Source organism: Acinetobacter sp. YH12117 (assembly GCF_013418865.1).
GTDB classification, from domain to species: domain Bacteria; phylum Pseudomonadota; class Gammaproteobacteria; order Pseudomonadales; family Moraxellaceae; genus Acinetobacter; species Acinetobacter indicus.
Genome location: NZ_VPBF01000021.1, coordinates 1 through 21,660 on the forward strand (window position 1 = coordinate 1; position 21,660 = coordinate 21,660).

Sequence of the window (21,660 nt, forward strand, 5' to 3'; positions counted from 1 at the left end):
TGCCTTCACCAATGATGTTACCGTCTTCGTCTTTAACGACAACGTTAGCACCTGGCTCGCCTTTACCTGTGATGGTTGAACCATCGTCAGAGAAATCAACATCTGTCGGTGCGGCTGGCGCAGTTGTGTCAGAGTCGCTCGTTTTTTTATCATCGTCATTATTATGATCAATAATCGCCGCTGCACCACCAACGACAGCTGCGCCCACCAACCAAGGTAACAACCCAACAAGTTTACTACCCTCAACTGCTGGCAATAATGCTTCTAATCCTGAAATTTCTTTAAAACCAGAAAGGCCATCAAACCAATAAAGAACACAACCATCTTCTTCAAAGACTAAATCTGATGTCACCCCTTCAGCATCTACAACAAAGAAGTTTTCAATAACAACAACTTCTCCATTTTTTAGCTTTAAGATTAAATTATTCCCATCACGAATGAATTCGGCGACATCATCGCGATTCATTTTTGTATGAACAATACTTGATTCAGACAAAACAATACGTTCAGCATTGACGCTGACTTTATTTAGAGAGTCTTTTTCAATAACTATAAAATTACTCATCACACACCCAATATATAAATCAAATAATTCTTAGATTTAAATGTTAATTACTTAGATAAGCCTGTAACTTCAACTGTTACTCGGCGATCTGGCTGCAAACATGCATGTAATGCTTCTCGCTGTTTTACATCAAAACAACCATTGGTCACTGGTTGACGTTTGCCTGCACTTGCTGTCGAAATCACATTCCCTGCAACACCATTTTGAATCAATAGGTTACGCACCGTATCTGCACGGTTTTGCCCCAATTGATTGTTATAACTATCACTTCCCAAACGATCTGTATGACCGACTAACTTAATCTGACTTACAGAAACAAAGTTATTGCGAATTTGCGATGCAACTTCAAGGACTTCTTGACGACCTTTTGGTAATAAATCATTTAAAGAAGAACCATCAAATTTAAATAAAGTATCTGCTGCTAAATCCACTCGTATTATCTGTTCCTGAGCAGCAACCTGATGCTTCACCTCACAACTTAAAGGCTGACCATTATTAGAAATAAAAGGTTTACCGTCTGTATTGACAGAGAGTACAAATTCATTGCTTGTTAGCTTTCCTACGCTTAAGTCAACATCACAACTTTGGCATGATTCTTCTGTACAATTTTTTACTTTGAAATTATATGTTTCTGGTTTCAATGCATATTGAGCCGAATTATTTATATAAAAATTTCCAGCTTTAATACTGTCGATATAAAATTCAATCGGGCAGTTTTGCTGTTCTGCTGTATCACCACCACACAGCTTCTCATCTCGCTTTAATACAATAGGTTGATTATTTTCTTGCGTTTTTTTCTGAAAACGTAAATCTGATGGCTTCGTATATGGGCTTGATGTGCAAGCCACCACCCCCAATGAAGCTACAACAGCTAAAAGTGACAATTTCAACATAACTACCCCTTGTGGACTTAAAACAATTTAAGGAACTATTTCAAGCACATTTTCCACACAAACGTCTTTCCATGAATCTACTGAAAGGATTATTATTGTGATACTGTGCGCATTTTATATCTTTATATCAAATTAAATGTGCATTTTAAATACTAGATCTCTTACGAAAGTAAAAAATTGTTTATACTAACCCCATGAAATGGCTTTGTTGCATAAACCTCTGCTAAAGGCTTATTCTGCAATATAATTCTTAAATGAATAAGCCTGTACCTAAAATCTATCGTAAAGCCTTTGATCGTTCACCTTCAGATATCCGTTTCAAGCCCGCCTGCCAACATATAGCCGTTCAGCTAATTGTGATGGCACCAATGCTTTATCAGGAACTGGCAGACGGCTATCTGAGCTAAGATCAGGAATAGACAGTCTGTTTTTAGAAAGACGTTCGAGGCCAACAACACCTCGAACAGTTAACATGTCAAAAACCCGTTATCCGGTAGATCGCAATGCTGCTCCTCTTAAGTGAACAGCATTGCACATATGTGTGAGACCTTTGTCAGCAATCTGAGGCAATTTCCTATAAAAATTGCCTTTTTGTCTTAACACATTTTATGCTTATTTTTTAAACGGAAACGCATACTTGGCAATCCGTTTCAATACACTGCCATATTGTTTAAACAGGCTGGCATTGTTGTAGTGCAAACCATATTTTTCACATACGGCCTGTACTTTTGGCGCCATCTGACGGTAACGGCGTGCCGGTACATCCGGATATAGATGGTGCTCAATCTGATGGCTTAAGTGGCCCGTTAGAATATGAAATGCTTCTGAACCGGTCAGGTTGGAAGAACCACGAATCTGGCGCATATACCAGTGTCCACGACTTTCATTTTTTAGTACCGATTTTGGGAATACCTCAACATCTTTGGTGAAGTGACCACAGAAAATAATACTGAAGGTCCAGATGTTACGGATCCCATTGGCCACCAGATTACCTGTAAATACCGGTATCGCAGCAGGACCAGCAATCAGCGGGAAGAACACATAGTCTTTAAACAGCTGTTTAGAGATTTTGCTCTGTAAAGGTTTCCACTCTTCTTTAAGCTCGGCCTTGGTTTTACGGCCCATCCACACTTTACCGAGTTCCAGGTTTTGAATCGCCACACCCCACTGGAACAGTAAACAGAATGGAATACTGTAAATCGGTTGCAGTAAGTGACCTGGTTTCCAGCGCTGTTCCGGGAATAAACGTACCAAGCCATAGCCAATATCATCATCCATACCTTTAATATTGGTATAAGTATGATGCTTGTAGTTGTGAGTTTGACGCCAGTTTTCAGAGGTACCAACAATATCCCATTCATAAGTCTGACCGTTGAATTTTGGATCATTCATCCAGTCATACTGACCGTGCATGACGTTATGGCCAAGCTCCATGTTTTCCATGATTTTGGCAAAACCAAGCAGACCGGTACCCAAAATCCAGGCTGGCGGGAACCAGCCGGCAAACAGGCAGGCACGACCGGCAATAGAAGCATAACGGATGGTGGAATATACACGGCGGATGTATTTGGCATCTTTTTCGCCTAAATCATCCAGCACTTCCTGCTTGATGGCGTCTAATTCACGCGCCAATTCATCCAGTTCTAATTGGGTTAATTCACGGTTTTTAGGATTTTTAAAATATTCAAATTTGACTGGCATATTCATAGTGAGTGTACCCGCTTATAAGTCAATAACTAAGTCTGTTTGTGCCGAATTCACGCAAAGCTTGAGCAAATTACCCGGTTCGGTGTTTTGCGCACCATTCACCAGATTTTTGGTCGAGCCTTCGACTTTGTTGCAGGCACATTTATTACAAATTCCCATACGGCAGCCATGCTTCGGTTGAATATTCTGCTGCTCCAGGCTGGTCAAAATAGATTGGCCTTTGGGAATGGTCACGGTTTTATTCGATTGGGTTAAGGTCACCTGCACAAAACCAGCTTCTTCATTGAGCATTGGGCTCATGCTAAAGGCTTCAGTTTTTAATTGCTGTGCATGCGCAAACAGTTCTTCTACCCGTGCAGCAAAACCCGATGGACCACAGGCATAGACTGCGCTCTGTTCAATCTGCTCAAAGGTTTGCAGATGGCTTTCATTCAGACGCTGTGCCGGTGTTTCCCCTGCCTGGGTATAAAACACGTCAAAGCTAAAGTGTGGATATTGTGTCGCCCATTGTTCAAACTGAGTTTTAAAAGCAACATCGGCAAAGGTTTTTACCCAGTACATCAGCTTGACCGGGGTCTGCTTTAATTGACCCGATTTGGCCAAAGCATCAACCAGGCTATACATTGGAGTAATACCACTACCGGCAGCCAGCAAAATGAGTGGCTGCGTCGCTTCAGGCAACAACATATCGCCATAAGGCTGGCCAAATTCCAGAATATCGCCCACATTGGCCTGATTGACCAACCAGCTACTGACTTTACCCTGATCGACTTTTTTAACGGTTAACAGCACATGCTGAGTATCCAGTTGTGTCAGGCTGTAGGTACGCTCATAGCGAATTCCTTCAATGGTGACAAAGACCGGGTGATGTTGGCCCGCCTGTCCAAGCTGGAATTTCTGATTGAACTGCACCATCAGGCTGACCATGTCCTGCGCGGTCTGCTGCTTTTGCACAATCTTGCCCAATGCCTGATTCACAGACCACAACGGATTGATTTTTTGTAACCAGAAATTTGCCGAGTACGGATCAACAATCGCACTCGCAAGAGATTTGAGGGGAGATTTCGACTTTTCGATAACGTGCATAGCCTACACCACGCGATGAATTCTCAATTATTATACACATGTATATATATTTGTATATACACTTGTATTGTTTCTATTCATTTCACAAGTTCACACACAACGGCTATACTACTGAAAAGCCTTTCAGCTCTGGACCCTATGACTCAGCCTGCCATGAAAATAAGTAATGATGTTCTTGCCCAAGATGTTCCCAACATCCATGAACCCATGACGGTGCGTACGGTCGGCAGGAAAGCGACCATTACCAAGGAAGAGCTGTTTCAGGCTGCGCTGAATCTGATCGGGCCTCAAAAAAGTATTGCCTCTTTAAGCCTGCGTGAAGTCGCGCGCGAAGCCGGCATTGCACCGAATAGTTTTTATCGTCACTTTAAAGATATTGATGAGCTGGCCATTGCCCTGATTGACCGGGCCGGCCACGTGCTGCGTCAGATTCTGAATCAGGCGCGTTTAAAAGCATCCAAACAGAACAGCATTATCCGCACCTCGGTTGAAGTCTTTATTGAACAGCTAGATGCTGATGAAGGTAACTTAAGTCTGCTGTTGCGTGAAGGTTATACCGGATCAACGTCTTATAAGCAGGCGGTAGAACGTCAGCTGAACTATTTCCAGCAGGAACTGAAAGATGACCTGATTCGTCTGGAGCGTTTGAATAACAGCAAACTGTCCCATCCGGAAATTGTTTCTTCAGCCATTACCCAGCTGGTGTTTAATATGGGTGCCAAAGTGATTGATATGCCCGCCAATGAACGTAAAATCATTGCCGAGCAAACCATGATCATGATCCGGATGCTGCTCGAAGGCGCGCGCCATTTAGATGAAGCACAAATCCGTTAACTGGATTTTAAACTACTAATTTAAAGTGCTGATCGAATCCGCTGCTGCACATCGCGTGCGCTCTGCTCAGGAGATTCCAGCGGGAACATATGCCCACCCGCTACAACACTAAACTCAATGCCATATATCTTTTTTAGTCCCTGCGGGAAACCTTGCTTATAAAAAGCACTCTGCTCTGCCGTGATTAAATGCACCGGTAAATTTGGGGCTTTACGCGGCCAACGCCACCACCAGCTTGGTACAGTTCTAAAAATATCTGCCTCGACCTGTTTTGGAATCTGTAAGCTGATGCCGGCCTCATCTTCTCTAAGACCATGCCGGATAAAATCCTGAAAACAGCGCTCATCAAACTGTTTAAACAAAGCATTGCCACGTAACTGCTGATAAGCCTGCTCACGGCTAGACCAGGCGTCTTTACGTTTCAGACTCAGCCCGGCCGGGGTTAAACGGTCAATCTGTTTTGAACCCAGCTTTTGCAATAACTCGAATATCGGCGCTGTTTTACCAATCACAAAAGGCGGGTCCATTAAAATCAGCTGGCTAAATAAATCTGGCCGTTGATAAGATGCCATCAGCAACACCAGCGCGCCAAAAGAATGCCCCAAACCGACCACCGCCTGTTTTGGTGTTTGTAACTCGATATCGGCAATGACCTGCGCCACCAGTTTTTCCCATTTTGGCTCAACCGGATAGTCCGGATCCAGGCCAATGACCGGAATATATTTCAGCTCAATATCGGCATCAAAATAATCAAAAAAGGTCTGATAGCAAGGACTGGCGATGCCATTGGCATGGGCAAAATAAACAACAGTTTTAGTCATAAAGGTATTTGAAGCAGATAATCCATTTTGCAGGAGGTAATTTTAATTTTTGCTGCGATTCTCAAGATTAGCTAGGCTGGTTCAACACTCTACGCCTGACCAATATATTTATTTGGCCGACACCACCAGATTCTGGCTAGGCAAGAAAGTTGCGCCGCAGGTGGTTTTATCACCAACAATCACCACACCACGCCCTTTGACCTGGGTGGTTGGATCAGCCGCAATGGCAGCTACAGTGGTTTTACATTTTGGACAATAATGCTTCATGCCATTTAAATGCACGGCAATGCCATTAATAACAAATGAACTTTCACATTCAGCAACCACACCGCCATGTGAAGTTTTAGAGCCTAAAGTGACTAATGCTTTACCCATCGTTGTTATATCTTTTAAAAATTTGGCTCATCTTAGCATGAACATTTTACCGGACTCTAGTGCACTGATCGCCGGGCTGTTTATGTCCGGCAAATCAGTATTAAAAAAGCACCCTTCAAATTAGACTAAAAGTGTCCAACTTTCGGGGTGCAGTTCACGAAGGTGCTTTTCTAAAAATTACGACTGTTATGGTTTAACCACCACCATCACCTGAATCGCTTCCGGGGTAACCGCAATACCGTCAAGCAGGCTTAAACCTTCTTTTTGCAATTTCTGCAAACGGCTGATTTCATCTTCACGGATGCTTGGGTTAAATTGCTTCAGATACGTTAGACGGTCAATTTCATATTGCCATTTCGCGCCATACATTTCTTTGGCCTGCTCTTTTAAGCCCGGCAAGGCAGTTTTGGCAATGTCCAATGCCTGTGCATAACGCTGCTCAATCACCTCGCGGCGTGCTTTTACCACCTGACGGCAGCTATTGCCATCTAAATGATGTAAATATGGTTTTAAGATTTCAGGGGCAATTTTTTGCGACAGATCCTGACCTTTTTCACTCAGCAATACACGAATCAATTGCTGCGGCAAGCTTGATGGCAAGTTCAGCGCTTTCGGTGCAATCACATCAACCTTGAACCACACTTCCAGCAGCACCGATCCTTGCGGTAATGCAGCTGACTTTAACACCGCCACATTGGTACTACCAAAGCTTTGGGTATTGATCATTTCCATCACGCTTTCGGTAAATGGATGTTCCAGAGTCAGATATTGTGCATCTTCACGGATTTGTGCCTGATCACGATAGAAGGTCGCAGTCATGCCCTCTTCATCTAAAGTCAGACCTTGCACCTGCATCTGGTCTGTTGGCTTGATGATGACTGTGCCATTGCTTTGTTCATCAAAGTCGATGTTGGTTGAAGCCATAAAGCGCTTCATGAACATTGGCAAGGTAGTGTTGTCATCATAATCTTCCAGCGCCTGGACAATTTCCTGTGCCACCACCGGACGGCAAGAGTTGTATTCCAGCAGGCGGTCACGGCCTTCCTGCAATTCAGCTTCCAAAGCTTCGCGCTGTACGCTAACCGCTTCCAGCAATTCTTCAAACTGCTGGCCTTGATCTGCCAGTAAGCAGTCTTTTAATTCAACAATGAAGTTTTCCTGCAAAGTCTGCGCCGTTGGGGAAATATTGCTGAAAATATTCAACGCTTCGTTATACCAGCGGAACATGCGTTCTTGCGCCGTACCGAGTAAATACGGCACATGAATTTGAATCCGATTTTCCTGACCAATCCGGTCTAGACGGCCAATTCGCTGTTCCAGTACGTCCGGGTTCGCCGGTAAATCAAATAAAATTAAATCCGATGCAAACTGGAAGTTACGCCCTTCTGAACCAATTTCCGAACAGAGCAGGATTTGCGCACCATAGGAATCTTCTGCGAAATACGCCGCCGCCTGGTCACGTTCCAGCAGGCTCATACCTTCATGGAACATCGCAGTACGAATACCGGCGTGTAAACGCAGTGCATTTTCTAGCGCTTCCACCACCGGACCACTACGTGCAATCAGTAGCACTTTTTTGTGTTTTAAATCGCTGCGCAGCTTTTCCATCAGCCACATTACACGCGGATCGGTTTCCATCCACGCACCATCAAGCTGGCCTTCTTCTGGCCACATCTGTTCACGCAACTTGCCCTCTTTGGCCCAGTGGTCTGGGGCTGGCAGTGGTGCTGGCTGACAGTCACGGCCCGGGAAGCCCTGAATCGCTTCACGGGTGTTACGGAATAAAATACGGCCGGTACCATGACGGTCTAACAGTTCATGAATGGCGCGAAAACGCTGTTCCGGATGGTCTTCAATACGATGACCGAGCAAGCCTTCCAAAGCAGCCAGATGACCTTCTTCCAGTGGCATGTCGGACATCAGTACTTCAGCAATTTTGGCTGTTTGCTGATACTGCGCTTCTTCATCCAGGAAACGGTCCAACGAACTAAAACGCTGCGGATCGAGCAGGCGTAAACGGGCAAAGTGACTTTCAACACCCAACTGTTCCGGGGTTGCAGTTAAGAGCAGCACACCCGCCGTTTGTTCAGCGAATTCTTCGACCAGATCATAACGGTCATTGCCGCCTTCTTCTTCTGACCACATCAGGTGATGCGCTTCATCGACCACGAGTAAGTCAAAACCAGCTTCAAGTGCCTGCTCACGCAGATCTTCGTGGTCAATCATCAGGTCAATGGAGGCAATAATGCATTGCTCGGTCAGAAACGGGTTTAAATCCGGGTCGTGTTCTTTAATTGACGCTGTACGGGTCAGATCAAATAAAGAGAACTGCAGGTTGAAACGGCGGCGCATTTCAATCATCCACTGATATTGCAGTGAATCTGGCACCAAAATTAAAATACGTTCAGAACGGCCGGTTTTGAGCTGCTGATGGATAATCAGACCGGCTTCAATGGTTTTACCCAAACCCACTTCATCGGCCAGTAATACACGCGGTGCAAAACGCTTACCGACTTCGTGGGCAATATAGAGTTGATGCGGAATCAGGCCAACGCGTGAACCAATCAGGCCACGCAGCGGACTGCTGTGCATATTGGCCTGCATCAACAGCGCTTCAATACGCAGGTCGTACCATTCTTTATAGTCAATCTGGCTGGCCAGTAAACGGTCTAAGGGTTTAGACAGCTGGATTTGCGCGCCAATTCGGGTTTCATTCAGCGATTTCTGTTCTTCTGAACCATCTTCCAGCTGACGTACCACGTTATAACGCACCACGCCACCGCGATCTTCCAGACTCTGAACCGTCCATTTCAGGCCTTCCTGGTCCTGTACTTCATCGCCCGCATTAAACACGATACGGGACAAAGGTGCATTGTTACGTGCATAGACACGGGTTTCGTCACTCTTGGGGAATAAAATGCTGATTGAACGTTCATCTACATCAATAAGAACGCCTAAGCCCAGTTCTGTTTCTGTATCTGACAACCAACGTTGACCAATAGCAAACTGCTGCAATTTTTCCACCTTTTTCTAGAAGTTAGGACTGTCGCGTTATCACTCAAGGACTGCTTGCCATTTGAGCAAAATTTGACATCGTAAAGCAATATATTTTGACATAAAGCCCACCAAAAAGTGAGCTTAAATTCATGAGGATATGTTTCCCTTAAAACGGCACCGGGCAATTAAACTCCAGTGTTTCTCCCGTTTGAGGATGTTGAAAACTTAAATACGCCGCATGCAAACACAGGCGTGGAGACAGCTGTTGCTGCTCTGGCGTGGCATATAAGGTATCGCCAATAATTGGATGACCCAGATATTGCATATGCACCCGCAGCTGATGCGAACGGCCGGTAATTGGAATAAGTTTGACCCGCGTAACCGCCTGTCCATTTATTTCAAACTGTTCCAGCGCCTGCCAGTGGGTAAGCGCCGGTTTAGTATGGGAAGGATCAGCTATATGCAATGGCGGACGGGTCGGATCATAGACCACCGGCACATCAATGGTGCCTTCGCCGTATAGATGCCCGGCCACCACAGCCTGATAATGCTTATCGGTCTGGCGTTCCTGAAACTGGCGTGAAATCTTGTTTTGCCCCAAGCGGCTAAGACCAAACACCAAAATACCTGAGGTGTCACGATCCAGACGATGAATTAACAGGGTTTTAGGCTCAATAGCCACTAAACGGTTGATCAGGCAGTCTTGTAAATCTGCTGTTTTTCCTGGTACTGTGAGTAAGCCGGCCGGTTTATGGATGAGCATAAAATCTTCATCTCGATAAATCAGGTGTTCGGTTAGAAAATTACTCAAAGTACACTTCCAGGCTGATCGCGAAAATAAGGCGGCAATGATAAAAACCTTGCACCACAATTACAATGCAATTTGCGCAAATTGCAGACGTTTTTTCCGATTTTGCTGAATAAAAATGTCAATTTTCTGAAAATGGCAAATTTAGTCCGTTAAAATCTGCAGCAATCCGTGAAGTGTGGGTTTGGACTGCAGATCTTCATAGCGAATATTGGCGCCATTGGCACGCCATAAACCGACCAGACTGACCATACTCACCGAATCCAGACCATAGTGACGCAGGTCTTCATACGGGTCGATGTCCAGCGCATCCATATCCAGCTGTTCGGCTATGGCCAGTAAAATGCCTTTGCGGGACAGGATATATGCCAAGGGCGCACTGAGAATCCAAAGCCGGTTCAGGCTATAGCTAGTCAGATGATGCAGCCCCTGCTGGGAGATATTTTCAATCCATTGGATATGCTGCTCCTGATTGGCCAGTAGAATCGCATCATCCACCACACAGAGCTGTTCGGTCACGCTATACAGATGCGGTAAAATCTGTTTTAGCATCGGAGTGATCTGCCCGGCAAAAATCAGTTGTGGATGGGTTGAAGCGTATTCACCCAACTGCTGCATGCCTTGCAGGACATCATCGCCATAGAGATCGACAATAGGAATATCGAGGGCTTTGGCTTTGTTGCTAATTTGAATCAGGTTTTGCATTAATGGGCTATCTTGAATGCCTTCGAGCATACGCAAGTTTTGTAAGCCAACAAGAACTAAAACCGATTCAGATGAAAAGAGTTGCCATTTGGCTTGGGAAGCTGTGAGCTGGATTTTTTTGGGGAGGGGATAGAACATGGGAGATGTGAGCATAGTGCAAGGTTTTAATATGCTAACTGAGAGCGTAGAGAGTGATAAGAGCTATTCTCTTCTCTCTCATTAACGAGGATTTTATCTCACGGTTATTGTGTTAAGTAAGCTCATGTTTATGATTTATTCCTCATATTTTGAGTTATTTAATTCTTATGTTTTAATAACAGTATTATTTATAAAAAAATAAACCATAAATGAAAGCATTAATTACTGTTGGTTGTAAAACAGATCATGGTGGAATCATTGTTCTAGGTGATGCTTCTTTTTTAGTCGAAGGGAGAGCTGTTCATTTAGATGGGATGACACATTATTGTCCTAAATGTAAAGTTCAATCGCGAGCCATTGCTTCAAACCAAGGTTTTATGACTGTTGGTGGCAAAAGTATTGTTGCTGTGAATGATACTTCAAGTTGTGGCTCAAAATACTTAAAAAATTCTGATCTAGCTGTGATGACTAAGGGAGTTGGCATTGCCAAATCAAAAACTTCAGAATTATTAGTAAATGATTTAATTGATAAAGATAAAGATAAAGATAAAGATAAAATAATTAATAAAATATATTGGAGCTATGGGAAAACCTTTACCCCTTTAGAAGAAAAATCAAGATTTTTTGATGATTTAAACGTACATATAGAAGCTATAGGTTACGAAGAGGGTGAAAATATTGATGTAGAGATAAACCCAGACTCTAGCAATTTTGATACATTTGAAAAGTTTACTGTTTCTATTACTATCAATAATGAAGGTAAAGGTTTATTTAAAAATGTCTTTCAAGGAAAAACTATAATTATTGATACGGAATATTAATCATGGCAGTTATAACAGCAACAGCTGGTGGACAATCATCAACAATACAAGCAAAAAGACCCCCGTTTTCAAATTTATGGTCACATTATCCTGTTAAAATGGCCGCAGGTGACGTTTATGCTTTAGTTGGCGGTCAAGCATTAGCCTTATATACAGAGAACCCTACAGGATATGCAAATGCCTGTGCTCTAAGATTAAGTAGATCTTTAAATTATGGTGGAATGCCTATTAAACAATCTACTAGAGGTTATAAAGTTAAAGGAAGTGATAATAAACCCTATCTATTGAGGGTTCGTGAAATGATTACTTTTGTAGAGCAAAACTTAGGTAAAGCAGATATAGCATTTAAGCCAAAAAACAATGAAGATGTATCCTCTCAATTAAGAGGAAAAACAGGAATTATTATTTTTAAGGTGTCAGGTTGGGGAGATGCATCAGGACACGTTACATTATGGAATGGAAGTGATTGTGGAGATAGCTGTTACTTTATACATAGCACCCCAAATGTCAGAACTACAGATATACTTTTTTGGAATTTAAGATAATGAAATTTCTTTTAATATTAGGTATTTGTTTTATTACATCCTCTTGTTATTCAAGAAACTTAGAAATAAGTGTATTAGAAAAAGAGGAGATTAATATTAAAAATTTTGGCTTCAGTTATTGCTTAACAAAAACTAAAGATAAACTATTACTTTCTGAGGCTTCTTTAGCAATGGGAGGCTACTTTCAAGAGGGGGCTTACGAAGAACCAGCCTATAAAAATATAAAAATATTTATAGATAAATATACGAGTAAAAATAATCATGTATATAAAAGTACAGGTAGTTCGACAATATTGATGAATTGCCTTAGCATGTATAACTCTCCCGAATATAATAAGCTCATAACAGAGCAAAATGATTACTGGATCAAGTAAAGAGAGCGTTCAAAATTCTGTGTCAGCCGAATTGGTTAGAGTTTGATTATATCATCGAGCCTACCTTCAAAGTAAATCGATAACTGTGTGATGGTTTGCCCCCAGTTTGTCACTGGCATCGTCCATTTTTCAGAAGCCTGTGGTAATCCTCCCATAAATAACCGAAGTTAAAAGTGGAGGTTAAGCAGCCATGAGAGGTGGCTTTCCTTTGTTGGCTTGATGTGGTCTTTCATAATTGTAATGCCTGAGTAGCACTGCTACGCAAGAATTTGTTGCATAATCTTGTACTTCATCTAAAGTATCAAATAAATGTTTGCTCAGCCAACTATAACGTATGGTTCGATTATAACGTTCAACATATGCATTCTGTTGTGGTTTGCCTGGTTGAATATATTCAATACGAATACCTTGTTCGGTTGCCCAACGTACAAATTCATGACTGATAAACTCTGGTCCATTGTCGCATCGGATCACTAAAGGCTTTTCCCGATATTCCAGTAACTGATTGAGTGTTCGAATCACTCGCATTGCTGGCAATGAGAACCCTACCTCAATCGCTAAACCTTCACGACGGTAATCATCAATCACATTCAATAATCGGAACTTACGACCATCAGCAAGCTGATCGTGCATGAAATCTAATGACCAAACCTGATTTGCACGGATTGGCTCTTCCAGTGGTTCAGGTGCATGCCTTTTCAACCTTCTTCTTGGTTTAAGCCAATTCACAGTAAATACGGTAAACACGCCTTGCGGAGCAATGCTCCTCATTCCAAGCGTAATTTTCAACATGGCGTAAATAAGAGAAACACAGACCAAAACCCCAATCGGTGTTTTCCTCAGTCAGCTCAATGAGCTGTTGCGCAATGAGTGCATTATCATCACTATGTTTAGACTGATAACGGTAGCAGGTTTCACTGATACTAAATGCACGGCAAGCTAAGCGAATGCTAATAGCATGCAGTGCTGCCTGTTGTGCCATCTGACGCCGGTGAGATGGCTTCACCACTTTTTTGACATCGCTTCCTGGATGATCTCTGCCTTTAATCGTTCCTCAGCATACATCTTTTTAAGTCTGGTATTTTCTGCTTCCAACTCTCTGAGTCGAGCTATTAATGATGTATCCATACCACCATATTTGGCACGCCATTTATAGAAAGTAGCATTACTCATACCGTGTTCACGACAAAGGGCAGCTACGGGTGTCCCAGATTCAGCCTGCTTCAAAATGGACATGATCTGGCTATCAGTAAATTTAGATGTTTTCATGCAGAATCTCCTGCTCGTATCTTAAGAGAAAACTCTACTTTTAGACCCTATTATTTTTAGGGGGGATTACCATTTAACTTATTATTTCTGAATCATTAACTTATCAAATAGAAAAAAAGCCTAGGGCGTGTCCTCATTTGGCTTTACACCAAATAAACATGCAAGCAATGTAAATCATAGACTGGTAATTTCGTGCAAGCTTATCAAATCGGGTTGCAATCGCTCGGAAATGCTTCAATCTCGCAAACACATTTTCAACTAAATGTCTTAATTTATATAGATATTTATCAAACTCCTTATTCGATCTTTTACTATTTGATCTCATTGGAATGATGGGAATCATATCCTTGTTCTGGGCATATATTCTAATGTGCTCAGCATCATACCCCTTATCAGCAATGAGATAAGTTGCCTCGCCTACAGTATCATTCAGTTGTTTTGCAACTTGACTGTCGTGGACGCCACCCCCAGTGATTTTAAAATCAATCGGTAATCCATTCGCGTCGGTTGCAAGATGTATTTTTGTTGTTCGTCCACCACGTGATTGTCCAATTGCTCTTTCGAAACCATTCCGAGCTCCACTTGCATGTTGATGCACGCGTATGTAGCTTCCGTCAATGAATACCCATTCTTGATCCAAGAAGCCTCGTAATCTAAAAAAAATTTATTCCACAATCCCTTGCTTGCCCAACGATTAAAACGATTTTAAGCAGTTTGCCAAGGACAAAATTCTTGAGGAATATCACGCCATGTGGCGCCTGTACGCAGTTTCCATAAGATCGCTTCCATGATATTTCTACTATTCTTTGAACGGTAGCAACCATGTAATCGCATAGTATCTTGAATTTGCTGCCAGATATCATCGCTAAGAAGAGTACGTGCCATTGAAAATATAGAAATAAAAATAACTCAAAGGAGGATTTTAAGTATTTAAAACCAATTCTTCAAATGAGGACACGCCCTAGATTAATCGTTCTAGGCTTTTAAATTTTGATTGATATATCATCAGTATTTTTTAAACAAAACTATTTTTACTGAGAGCAAAAAATCACACCTTATTTGACGTGCGCCAAAAACTTCCCAATCGCCACCTGTGCAATTTCTGCATCTTCAAAAGACTTCACGCCAGACACACCCATCGCACCGACCAGCTGCCCTTCATACATCAGTGGCTCACCACCTTCTAACATGCCTGAAAAACTCTGCATGGTTAAAAAGCCCATCTGGCCGCCTTTAATAATATCTTCAAACAGTTTAGACGGACGGCGACTGATGGCAGAACATTGTGCTTTTTCAACCGCCAGATTCGCAGTCATAGGCGCTGCCCCATCCATACGTTTCATGGCCAGTAAACTGCCCGTTTCATCCACCACGGCAATACTGACATTAAAGTTATGCTGTATCGCATATTGATGCGCTTCATTTAATAGAAATTCAGCATCACTTAAAGTCAAATAATGTTTGGTTTTCATTTTGATCTCGAATTAACTGAAGCTTCCCTCTCCTTTTAGGAGAGGGTTAGGGAGAGGTCAAATTTACGCTTTCATCTCAGCAAAAGTGGCTTTTGCCGCCTGAATGGTAAACTCGATATCTTCATCGCTGTGCGCGCTTGAAATAAAGCCAGCTTCAAATGCAGATGGCGCCAGGTTCACCCCACGCTCTAACATGCCGTGGAAGAATTTACGGAAAGCGTCGACATCGCATTTCAGCATCGAATCAAAGCTGGTGATATCTTCCTGATCGGTAAAGTACAGACCAAACATCGCGCCCACTTGCTGGGTCTTAAACGCGATACCGGCTTCATCTGCCGCTGCCTGTAAACCGGCCAGTAGTTTTTCCAGTTGTGCTCTTAATTTTTCATAGAAGCCTGGCTCACGCAGATGTTTAAACATCTCGATACCGGCACGCATCGCCAGCGGGTTCCCCGACAATGTTCCGGCCTGATACACCTTACCCAGTGGCGCAATACATTCCATCACTTCGCGTTTACCACCAAAGGCACCGACGGGTAAGCCGGCACCAATGATTTTACCCAAGGTAGTTAAATCTGGGGTAACGCCATAATGTGCTTGCGCACCGCCTAAGCCAACACGGAAGCCGGTCATCACTTCATCAATAATAAACACCGAGCCATATTCATCACAGACATCACGAATGGCTTGCAAGAAACCATCAACTGGCGCAACCAGGTTCATGTTACCGGCAACCGGTTCCACAATCACCCCGGCAATTTCTGAACCAAACTTGGCAAAGCATTCTTTTAAGGTGGCAATATCGTTATATGGCAGGGTTAAGGTGTGTTTGGCAAAATCCGCAGGAACACCGGCAGAGGTCGCTTCACCCTCACCTTTGGTTAACAGGCCAGAACCGGCTTTCACCAGTAATGAATCTGAGTGACCGTGGTAACAGCCCTCAAATTTCACGATCTTGTCACGGCCGGTATAACCACGTGCCAGACGAATCGCGGTCATGGTCGCTTCAGTACCGGAGTTGGTCATACGCACCAGTTCAATTGATGGCATGATGTCACAGATAATATCGGCCAGTGTGGTTTCATGAACGGTTGGCGCACCAAAACTTAAACCGTCTACTGCCGCATCCTGCACCGCTTTAATAATCGCTGGATGGGCATGACCCAAAATCATTGGCCCCCATGAACCGACATAATCGACATAGCGTTTGCCATCTACATCATATAAATATGCGCCTTGGGCTTTTTCAATAAAGACCGGCGTGCCGCCTACACCATTGAACGCACGCACCGGTGAGTTCACGCCACCTGGAATATGTTTGCTGGCTTGTTTAAATAATTGTTCTTGCTTTGGAGATAGGCTCATGAATCGACTCAACTCAAAATAAAATCAGACAAAAATTTCGGCTTAAACCGCCTTTTTAAATAGTTCAGACCAGTCATATACGCGTTGAGCAACGGTATGCATCGGACGACCTAATATATCACTAATCACCGCACAAAGGTCTGCACCGGCATCAATCACCTGCTGACCATTTTCAACGGTTAACCCCCCAATCGCGCAGATCGGTACATTCAGTTTTGCTTTGGCCTGCTTTAAGGTTTCCAGACCAATATTGCCGGCTTCCGGCTTGGTGTCGGTGGCGAAAATTGCCCCAAATGCCACATAGTTAGCGCCATCGGCAATGGCCTGCTCTGCCAGTTCAAGTGAATTGTTACAGCTGCGGCCAATCAGGACATTCTTCGGTAAACGTGCTGCGGCTTCGACAATTGAGCCATCATCCTGACCCAAATGCACGCCGACACCATATTTTACCGCAGCCTCCAAATCATCATTAATCACAAATGGCACTTTGTACTGTGCACACAATGATTTCATATATTCAATTTCATAGGCCTGATCTTCTTTTGCCACCTTTTTACGGCGATATTGCAAGACTGCAACTTCATAGGTCGCCATTGCACCTTCAAGTTTGGCTAAAAGCAGTTCAATCGGATCATCATTGGTAATTAAATATAAGCCACGCATTTTGCCTGCCTGAAACACCTCAAAAAATTGGCTCTCATTATTACATAGTTACAGCTCAAGAGCAGGCCTTGCCTGTATTTTCGCTGATGCTTTGTTTCAGTTCAGATTTTTATGCAAAATCCCTAGTATTGGGGATAGAGTCAGCGCCGGTTTCGGTATTTACTAGGACTCACAATAATAACGATATAAGTTGTTGTTTTTTATTTTTTTATATCAATAACAACCAACGTGCATTCATGGTCTCATGGACGTACTAGAATTTGATGCCAGGACGCATTTGGGGAAATGTGATCAAACGCTAGTACGTCCACACTCTTTTGACTCTCTTCATTCTTTTTATTTCAATGATTCCAGCTATAAAAAAGCCCGGAGAAAGGTCACTCCAGGCTTGGAAAGTTAAAAACTGATGTCATCAAAGTGTCATACACTCTGCATTGCTTCAATTAATAGAACATTCACTCTACAATTTCAATGAATTTTTTGACCATTCATCTTATTTTTGACCGAAAGTTTTAGTTTTGCTCGAAAAATGAAGATTAGCTGTCAATTTTATCCAGTGCGCGGTCTTTAAGACTCAGGTTGCCGCGCAGAATGTCGGCAAACATTCGCCAGTCAGAAATAAAGCTATACAGCGGCTGTTTAAAGCTGGCCGGCTTGTTTTTTTCAAAGAAAAAATGACCGACCCAGGCGCAGGCATAACCGGCCACCAGTCCATAGACAAAGTAACGTGGCTTACGCTGCCTGACCATTTGCGTCAGGCAAATCAGGCCGATACCACTGCCCAGCATATGCAGACGCCGGCTCATGATATTGCGGTGTTCGGTTAAATAAAAACGATAAAACTCGTGATAATTTTGAATTGGACCTTGAGGCGTGTCATCCGGTTTTTTCGCCCATTCGGTGTTGAGGGGTGCGTTCATATTCATCATCCTGATGCTCTGTTCTTGCTCAAATTACCGCATTTTCTGTACAAATAAAAGCCACTTTGTTCGCGCTATTTTTCTGGCTACTTTTTTCAGGACAGATTTTGGTTACAATCAGAAGCCTTAAACAATGAACGCCTTTTCTGGACGCTTGATAATAATTTGGTATAGCGGCGTCATCTACCAGAAAGCTACTTTTTTGCTGTATTGCTCAATTTTTTAGGACCAATTGAATGACCGAGATTGAATTAAAATTTCAAATTCCTGATGCGCGCCGTAATGCCTTACTTAAAGCGCTGGATCCTAAGAAATCTGAAACCATTTCGCTGCAAGCCCGATATTATGACACTGCCGACCGCCTACTGGCACAGCATGGTATTGCGCTCAGACAACGCTTGGAAGGCACGCGCTGGGTACAGACACTAAAAGCCGGTAAAACCCATATTGAACGTTTTGAACATAATCATGACCTGGGCGAACTGCACCAGCTACCTGCGCTTGATTTAAGCATTTACGATGCCGCTCCCGAAGCCAGACAGCTATTAGATGCAGTTCTCAGTCAGACTGAAAGCCCGCTGCAACTGCAATTTGAAACCGATATTACGCGTACTTTGCGTGTTATCCAGCTAGATGAAGTCGAGATTGAAGCCAGTTTAGATGTAGGCTGTATTCGCAGCGGCGAGCGTGAATATCCCGTCCATGAGGTTGAGTTTGAATTAAAATCTGGTTCGGTGCAGGCACTGCTGGCCTTCTGTTTTGAATGGGTCAAGAAATACCAGCTCTGGTTAGATGTACGCAGCAAGGCCGAAATGGGCAATTTGCTGGCTTTAGACTTACAAGTCAGCCCGCCGCGTCTGGCTGAAGAATTCCGTTTAAATAAAAAAGCCTCGGCCGATCAGAATTTAAGATTGTTAATTGCCCAGCAATTGCAGCATTTACTACCGAACATTGCGGCTATTTCAGCCGGTGTTAATGAAGCCGAGCATATTGTACAGGCGCAAAATGCACTGAATCAGCTGTATTTAACCGTGCATTTGCTCAAAGACTGGAGTGCGTCTATTTCAGAAAAATGGGCCAATCAGTTACTGGCGTTTAGACAGCAGTTTGACCAGCTGCAACATTTAGAGCACATGCAAAATACCCTCGGCACCTTTTTGCAGAATCCGAATACCGCCTCGAATCTGGCCAAAGATATTTTATATGCTAAAGAGAAACTGGCCAATCTGGTGAAATCGACCCAGAATGTACATCATTATCTGGAACTGTTGATGTTTAGCCTGGATGAAGATGCCTCCCACCCTGCGCAGGATTTAAAACAGGCCGCTCAGCAGACTTTGCAGCATCAATATAAATTACTGCAAGAACAGCTAAACCAGACCAGTCAGACCGATTTTGACAGTCTGGATCAGCTGGCGCAGAAAATTAATGCCCTGAAATTTATTTTCCCGGTACTCACCACGATCTATGATGTTAAAAACCTGCAAAAGTACAGCAAAGCCCTGAACGATGCCCAGCTGGCCGCGCAGGAATATCAGGTTCTTTCCTCAGCTGCGCTGTATATCCAGCAAACCGAGCTGGAAGCCAGCGACTGGTTTGTACTCGGCTGGCTGACCGCAAAACAGGAAGTCCATGCGCAAGCCTTGCTGGATGCCACCGAACAATTCCTGGTGAGTCGCAAGTTTATTAAGTAAGTTCAGCCACTCCCCGCTCCGGCCAGACAAAAGAATACGCTTTATGGCTACTTTTTATGCATGGCTTGGCCTATAGTAAGGTCAATCAAGAATAAAAATTGCAGGAGTTGGTTATGGCGGAAATCGAACTGAAATTTCAGGTGCCGGTGCATCAGCGCCGCGCCTTTGAAAAAGCCATTGCCAAGAAAAAAGCCGTGCCAATGCAGCTGTGGGCCAAATATTATGACAGTCCTGAGCAGCAGCTGGCACAGCATGCCATCGCCCTGCGTCAGCGTCTGGAAGGTCAACGCTGGTGTCAGACCTTAAAAGCACCGGGGCAGCATCATTTTGAGCGTTTTGAACTGGAACTGGCCCTCGGCCCGGATGAACCGGAGCAGCTGGATCTAAGCCTGTATCAGGAACATAAACAGGCGCAAACCTTGCTAAAACAGGCGCTGGAGCTGAAAAAGGCCGATTTAAAAAATACCGGTCTGGAGCTGCAATTTGAAACCGATGTGCAACGCCTGATTGTGCTTGAACAAGTCAAAGACAGTGCAATTGAACTGGCGTTTGATCAGGGCGAAGTCCGCACACCAACAGCACAAAGCGATATTTACGAAGTCGAGTTTGAACTGAAACATGGCGATGTTAGCGACCTGATTGATTTTGTGCAGCCATGGGTAAAACGCTATCAGCTCTGGCTTGATGTTCGCAGCAAATCACAGCGCGGTCAGATGCTCAAGAATCAGCAGGACATCTTGCCCGTTCAACATCAAACACCTTTTAGCCTCGATAAACATGATTCGAGTAGCCGCGCGCTGGCCAAAATTGTCAGCAACTGTCTGACTCATTTATTACCAAATGCCACGGCGATTGCCGACAATCATTATCAGAGTGGTCATGTACATCAGGCCCGTGTGGCCATTCGCCGTTTACGCAGCGCGCTGAAAATCTTTGGTCACTGGTCCGAACAGGTACAACCCGAATGGCAAGCGCAATTGGCAGAACTGTTCCGGCAACTTGGTTCCACCCGCGACCGCGATGCGCTGAGTGAAAGCCTGATGCCACGTCTGGCCAAGGCCGGCTCTCCCCTCGCGGAACTGCCAGCAAGTAGCGAAAGCAGCGATGAAATTGATGCACTATTTCGCGCGCCAGAAACAGTGCGCCTCTTGCTGGAGCTGCTACAGTTTAGCCAGTGCACAGCACATGAAAATGATCAATCGCTGAAAAAACAGGTACGGAAACAGCTTGCAAAAATGCACCGGCAAATTTGTCAGGATGCCGTGCAGTTTGAACATCTTGACAGTGAACAGAAGCACCGTACCCGTAAACGGGTCAAACGCCTGCGTTATTCGGTCGAGTTTATTGCCTCTTTATTTGAAGCCGATGCCGTCAAACAGTATCTGAAAGCATTGAAACCGGCACAGGAATCTTTGGGTCAGTTTAATGATCTGGTAGTGGCCGAAGCCCTGTTTCAACATGAGGTTCAGCAAAACCCACAGGCCTGGTTTGTTCTGGGCTGGATTGCTGCCGAGCAAGAGCATGTTCTGGCCGAAGCCGAGCAGCATTTGCTGGAATTTACCCGCAGCAAAACCTTCTGGTCGGACTAAAGCCCAGCACGGAGATAAT

Annotated in this window: 19 protein-coding genes and 3 pseudogenes; 7 read left to right on the forward strand and 15 right to left on the reverse strand. The window is 43.8% G+C overall.

The genetic code is table 11. The features are described 5' to 3' along the window. Both FTU55_RS08740 and FTU55_RS08745 read right to left on the reverse strand, forming a co-directional pair. On the reverse strand, positions 1-565 hold a 565-nt coding region (locus FTU55_RS08740), incomplete at its 3' end, for a BapA prefix-like domain-containing protein (protein ID WP_180046814.1). 47 nt (positions 566-612) lie between these two features. Further along, positions 613-1,458 carry an OmpA family protein gene (locus FTU55_RS08745; RefSeq protein ID WP_127801857.1) on the reverse strand — a complete coding sequence of 282 codons (846 nt, stop codon included), beginning with the start codon at positions 1,456-1,458 and terminating at the stop codon, positions 613-615. 287 nt (positions 1,459-1,745) lie between these two features. Here FTU55_RS08745 and FTU55_RS08750 point away from each other — a divergent pair. Next, positions 1,746-1,981: pseudogene (locus FTU55_RS08750) on the forward strand (IS4 family transposase); the annotation flags it as partial. Between the two features lie 89 nt (positions 1,982-2,070). On the opposite strand, the gene FTU55_RS08755 reads toward FTU55_RS08750, so the two are convergent. Continuing rightward, positions 2,071-3,165: an acyl-CoA desaturase gene (locus FTU55_RS08755; RefSeq protein ID WP_104487626.1), complete on the reverse strand. Its 1,095-nt coding sequence runs from the start codon at positions 3,163-3,165 to the stop codon at positions 2,071-2,073. A 15-nt stretch (positions 3,166-3,180) separates the two neighbouring features. Beyond that, complete coding sequence (locus tag FTU55_RS08760) at positions 3,181-4,251, reverse strand: ferredoxin reductase (protein WP_075166921.1); 1,071 nt, start codon at positions 4,249-4,251, stop codon at positions 3,181-3,183. A 207-nt stretch (positions 4,252-4,458) separates the two neighbouring features. Here FTU55_RS08760 and fabR point away from each other — a divergent pair, with 207 nt between their 5' ends. Next, the gene (gene fabR, locus FTU55_RS08765; protein ID WP_228151050.1) at positions 4,459-5,085 is read left to right on the forward strand and encodes an HTH-type transcriptional repressor FabR; all 627 of its coding nucleotides are present in this window, start codon (positions 4,459-4,461) and stop codon (positions 5,083-5,085) included. A 20-nt stretch (positions 5,086-5,105) separates the two neighbouring features. Here the strand turns inward: fabR and FTU55_RS08770 are convergent, their stop codons facing one another. The 5 genes from FTU55_RS08770 to FTU55_RS08790 all read right to left on the reverse strand — a co-directional run bounded on the left by FTU55_RS08770 (position 5,106) and on the right by FTU55_RS08790 (position 10,929). Next, positions 5,106-5,906 (reverse strand): alpha/beta fold hydrolase, encoded by an 801-nt coding sequence (locus FTU55_RS08770; RefSeq protein ID WP_180046816.1) that lies wholly within the window; start codon positions 5,904-5,906, stop codon positions 5,106-5,108. Between the two features lie 108 nt (positions 5,907-6,014). Beyond that, positions 6,015-6,281, reverse strand: a complete 267-nt coding sequence (locus FTU55_RS08775) for a PAAR domain-containing protein (protein WP_005178913.1) — start codon at positions 6,279-6,281, stop codon at positions 6,015-6,017. Positions 6,282-6,467: 186 nt separating this feature from the next. Next, the gene (gene rapA, locus FTU55_RS08780) at positions 6,468-9,305 is read right to left on the reverse strand and encodes an RNA polymerase-associated protein RapA (protein ID WP_075166923.1); all 2,838 of its coding nucleotides are present in this window, start codon (positions 9,303-9,305) and stop codon (positions 6,468-6,470) included. Between the two features lie 139 nt (positions 9,306-9,444). Next, a complete protein-coding gene (locus tag FTU55_RS08785; protein WP_180046818.1) occupies positions 9,445-10,089 on the reverse strand; it encodes an RluA family pseudouridine synthase in 645 nt (214 codons plus the stop codon). 141 nt (positions 10,090-10,230) lie between these two features. Further along, positions 10,231-10,929: a phosphopantetheine-binding protein gene (locus tag FTU55_RS08790; RefSeq protein WP_180046838.1), complete on the reverse strand. Its 699-nt coding sequence runs from the start codon at positions 10,927-10,929 to the stop codon at positions 10,231-10,233. 209 nt (positions 10,930-11,138) lie between these two features. Between FTU55_RS08790 and FTU55_RS08795 the strand changes: the two genes are divergently transcribed. From FTU55_RS08795 to FTU55_RS08805, 3 genes are read left to right on the forward strand one after another with little or no spacing between them, the layout of a single operon-like run. Then, a complete protein-coding gene (locus FTU55_RS08795) occupies positions 11,139-11,750 on the forward strand; it encodes a PAAR domain-containing protein (protein WP_180046820.1) in 612 nt (203 codons plus the stop codon). Positions 11,751-11,752: 2 nt separating this feature from the next. Next, entirely contained in the window at positions 11,753-12,295 is a 543-nt protein-coding gene (locus tag FTU55_RS08800; protein WP_180046822.1) for a type VI secretion system amidase effector protein Tae4, read from the forward strand. Next, entirely contained in the window at positions 12,295-12,669 is a 375-nt protein-coding gene (locus tag FTU55_RS08805) for a hypothetical protein (RefSeq protein ID WP_180046824.1), read from the forward strand. The genes FTU55_RS08800 and FTU55_RS08805 overlap by 1 nt, the downstream gene beginning before the upstream one ends. Positions 12,670-12,849: 180 nt before the next feature. Here the strand turns inward: FTU55_RS08805 and FTU55_RS08810 are convergent. From FTU55_RS08810 to FTU55_RS08835, 6 genes and pseudogenes are all read right to left on the reverse strand, one after another. Continuing rightward, positions 12,850-13,938 (reverse strand): annotated as a pseudogene (locus FTU55_RS08810) (IS3 family transposase). Positions 13,939-14,071: 133 nt separating this feature from the next. After that, positions 14,072-14,823, reverse strand: a pseudogene (locus FTU55_RS08815) (IS5 family transposase). 170 nt (positions 14,824-14,993) lie between these two features. Further along, positions 14,994-15,410, reverse strand: a complete 417-nt coding sequence (locus FTU55_RS08820; RefSeq protein ID WP_104495106.1) for a heme-binding protein — start codon at positions 15,408-15,410, stop codon at positions 14,994-14,996. A 63-nt stretch (positions 15,411-15,473) separates the two neighbouring features. Next, the gene (hemL, locus tag FTU55_RS08825; RefSeq protein WP_180046826.1) at positions 15,474-16,775 is read right to left on the reverse strand and encodes a glutamate-1-semialdehyde 2,1-aminomutase; all 1,302 of its coding nucleotides are present in this window, start codon (positions 16,773-16,775) and stop codon (positions 15,474-15,476) included. Positions 16,776-16,817: 42 nt separating this feature from the next. Continuing rightward, entirely contained in the window at positions 16,818-17,438 is a 621-nt protein-coding gene (gene thiE, locus FTU55_RS08830; RefSeq protein ID WP_016659151.1) for a thiamine phosphate synthase, read from the reverse strand. Positions 17,439-17,974: 536 nt separating this feature from the next. Further along, positions 17,975-18,358: a DUF962 domain-containing protein gene (locus FTU55_RS08835; protein ID WP_016659152.1), complete on the reverse strand. Its 384-nt coding sequence runs from the start codon at positions 18,356-18,358 to the stop codon at positions 17,975-17,977. 236 nt (positions 18,359-18,594) lie between these two features. On the opposite strand from FTU55_RS08835, the gene FTU55_RS08840 reads away from it, so the two are divergent. Both FTU55_RS08840 and FTU55_RS08845 read left to right on the forward strand, forming a co-directional pair. Beyond that, positions 18,595-20,052 (forward strand): inorganic triphosphatase, encoded by a 1,458-nt coding sequence (locus tag FTU55_RS08840; RefSeq protein ID WP_168406487.1) that lies wholly within the window; start codon positions 18,595-18,597, stop codon positions 20,050-20,052. A gap of 113 nt (positions 20,053-20,165) precedes the next feature. Beyond that, positions 20,166-21,641: a CYTH and CHAD domain-containing protein gene (locus FTU55_RS08845; protein ID WP_180046827.1), complete on the forward strand. Its 1,476-nt coding sequence runs from the start codon at positions 20,166-20,168 to the stop codon at positions 21,639-21,641. The last annotated feature ends 19 nt before the right edge of the window (positions 21,642-21,660 follow it).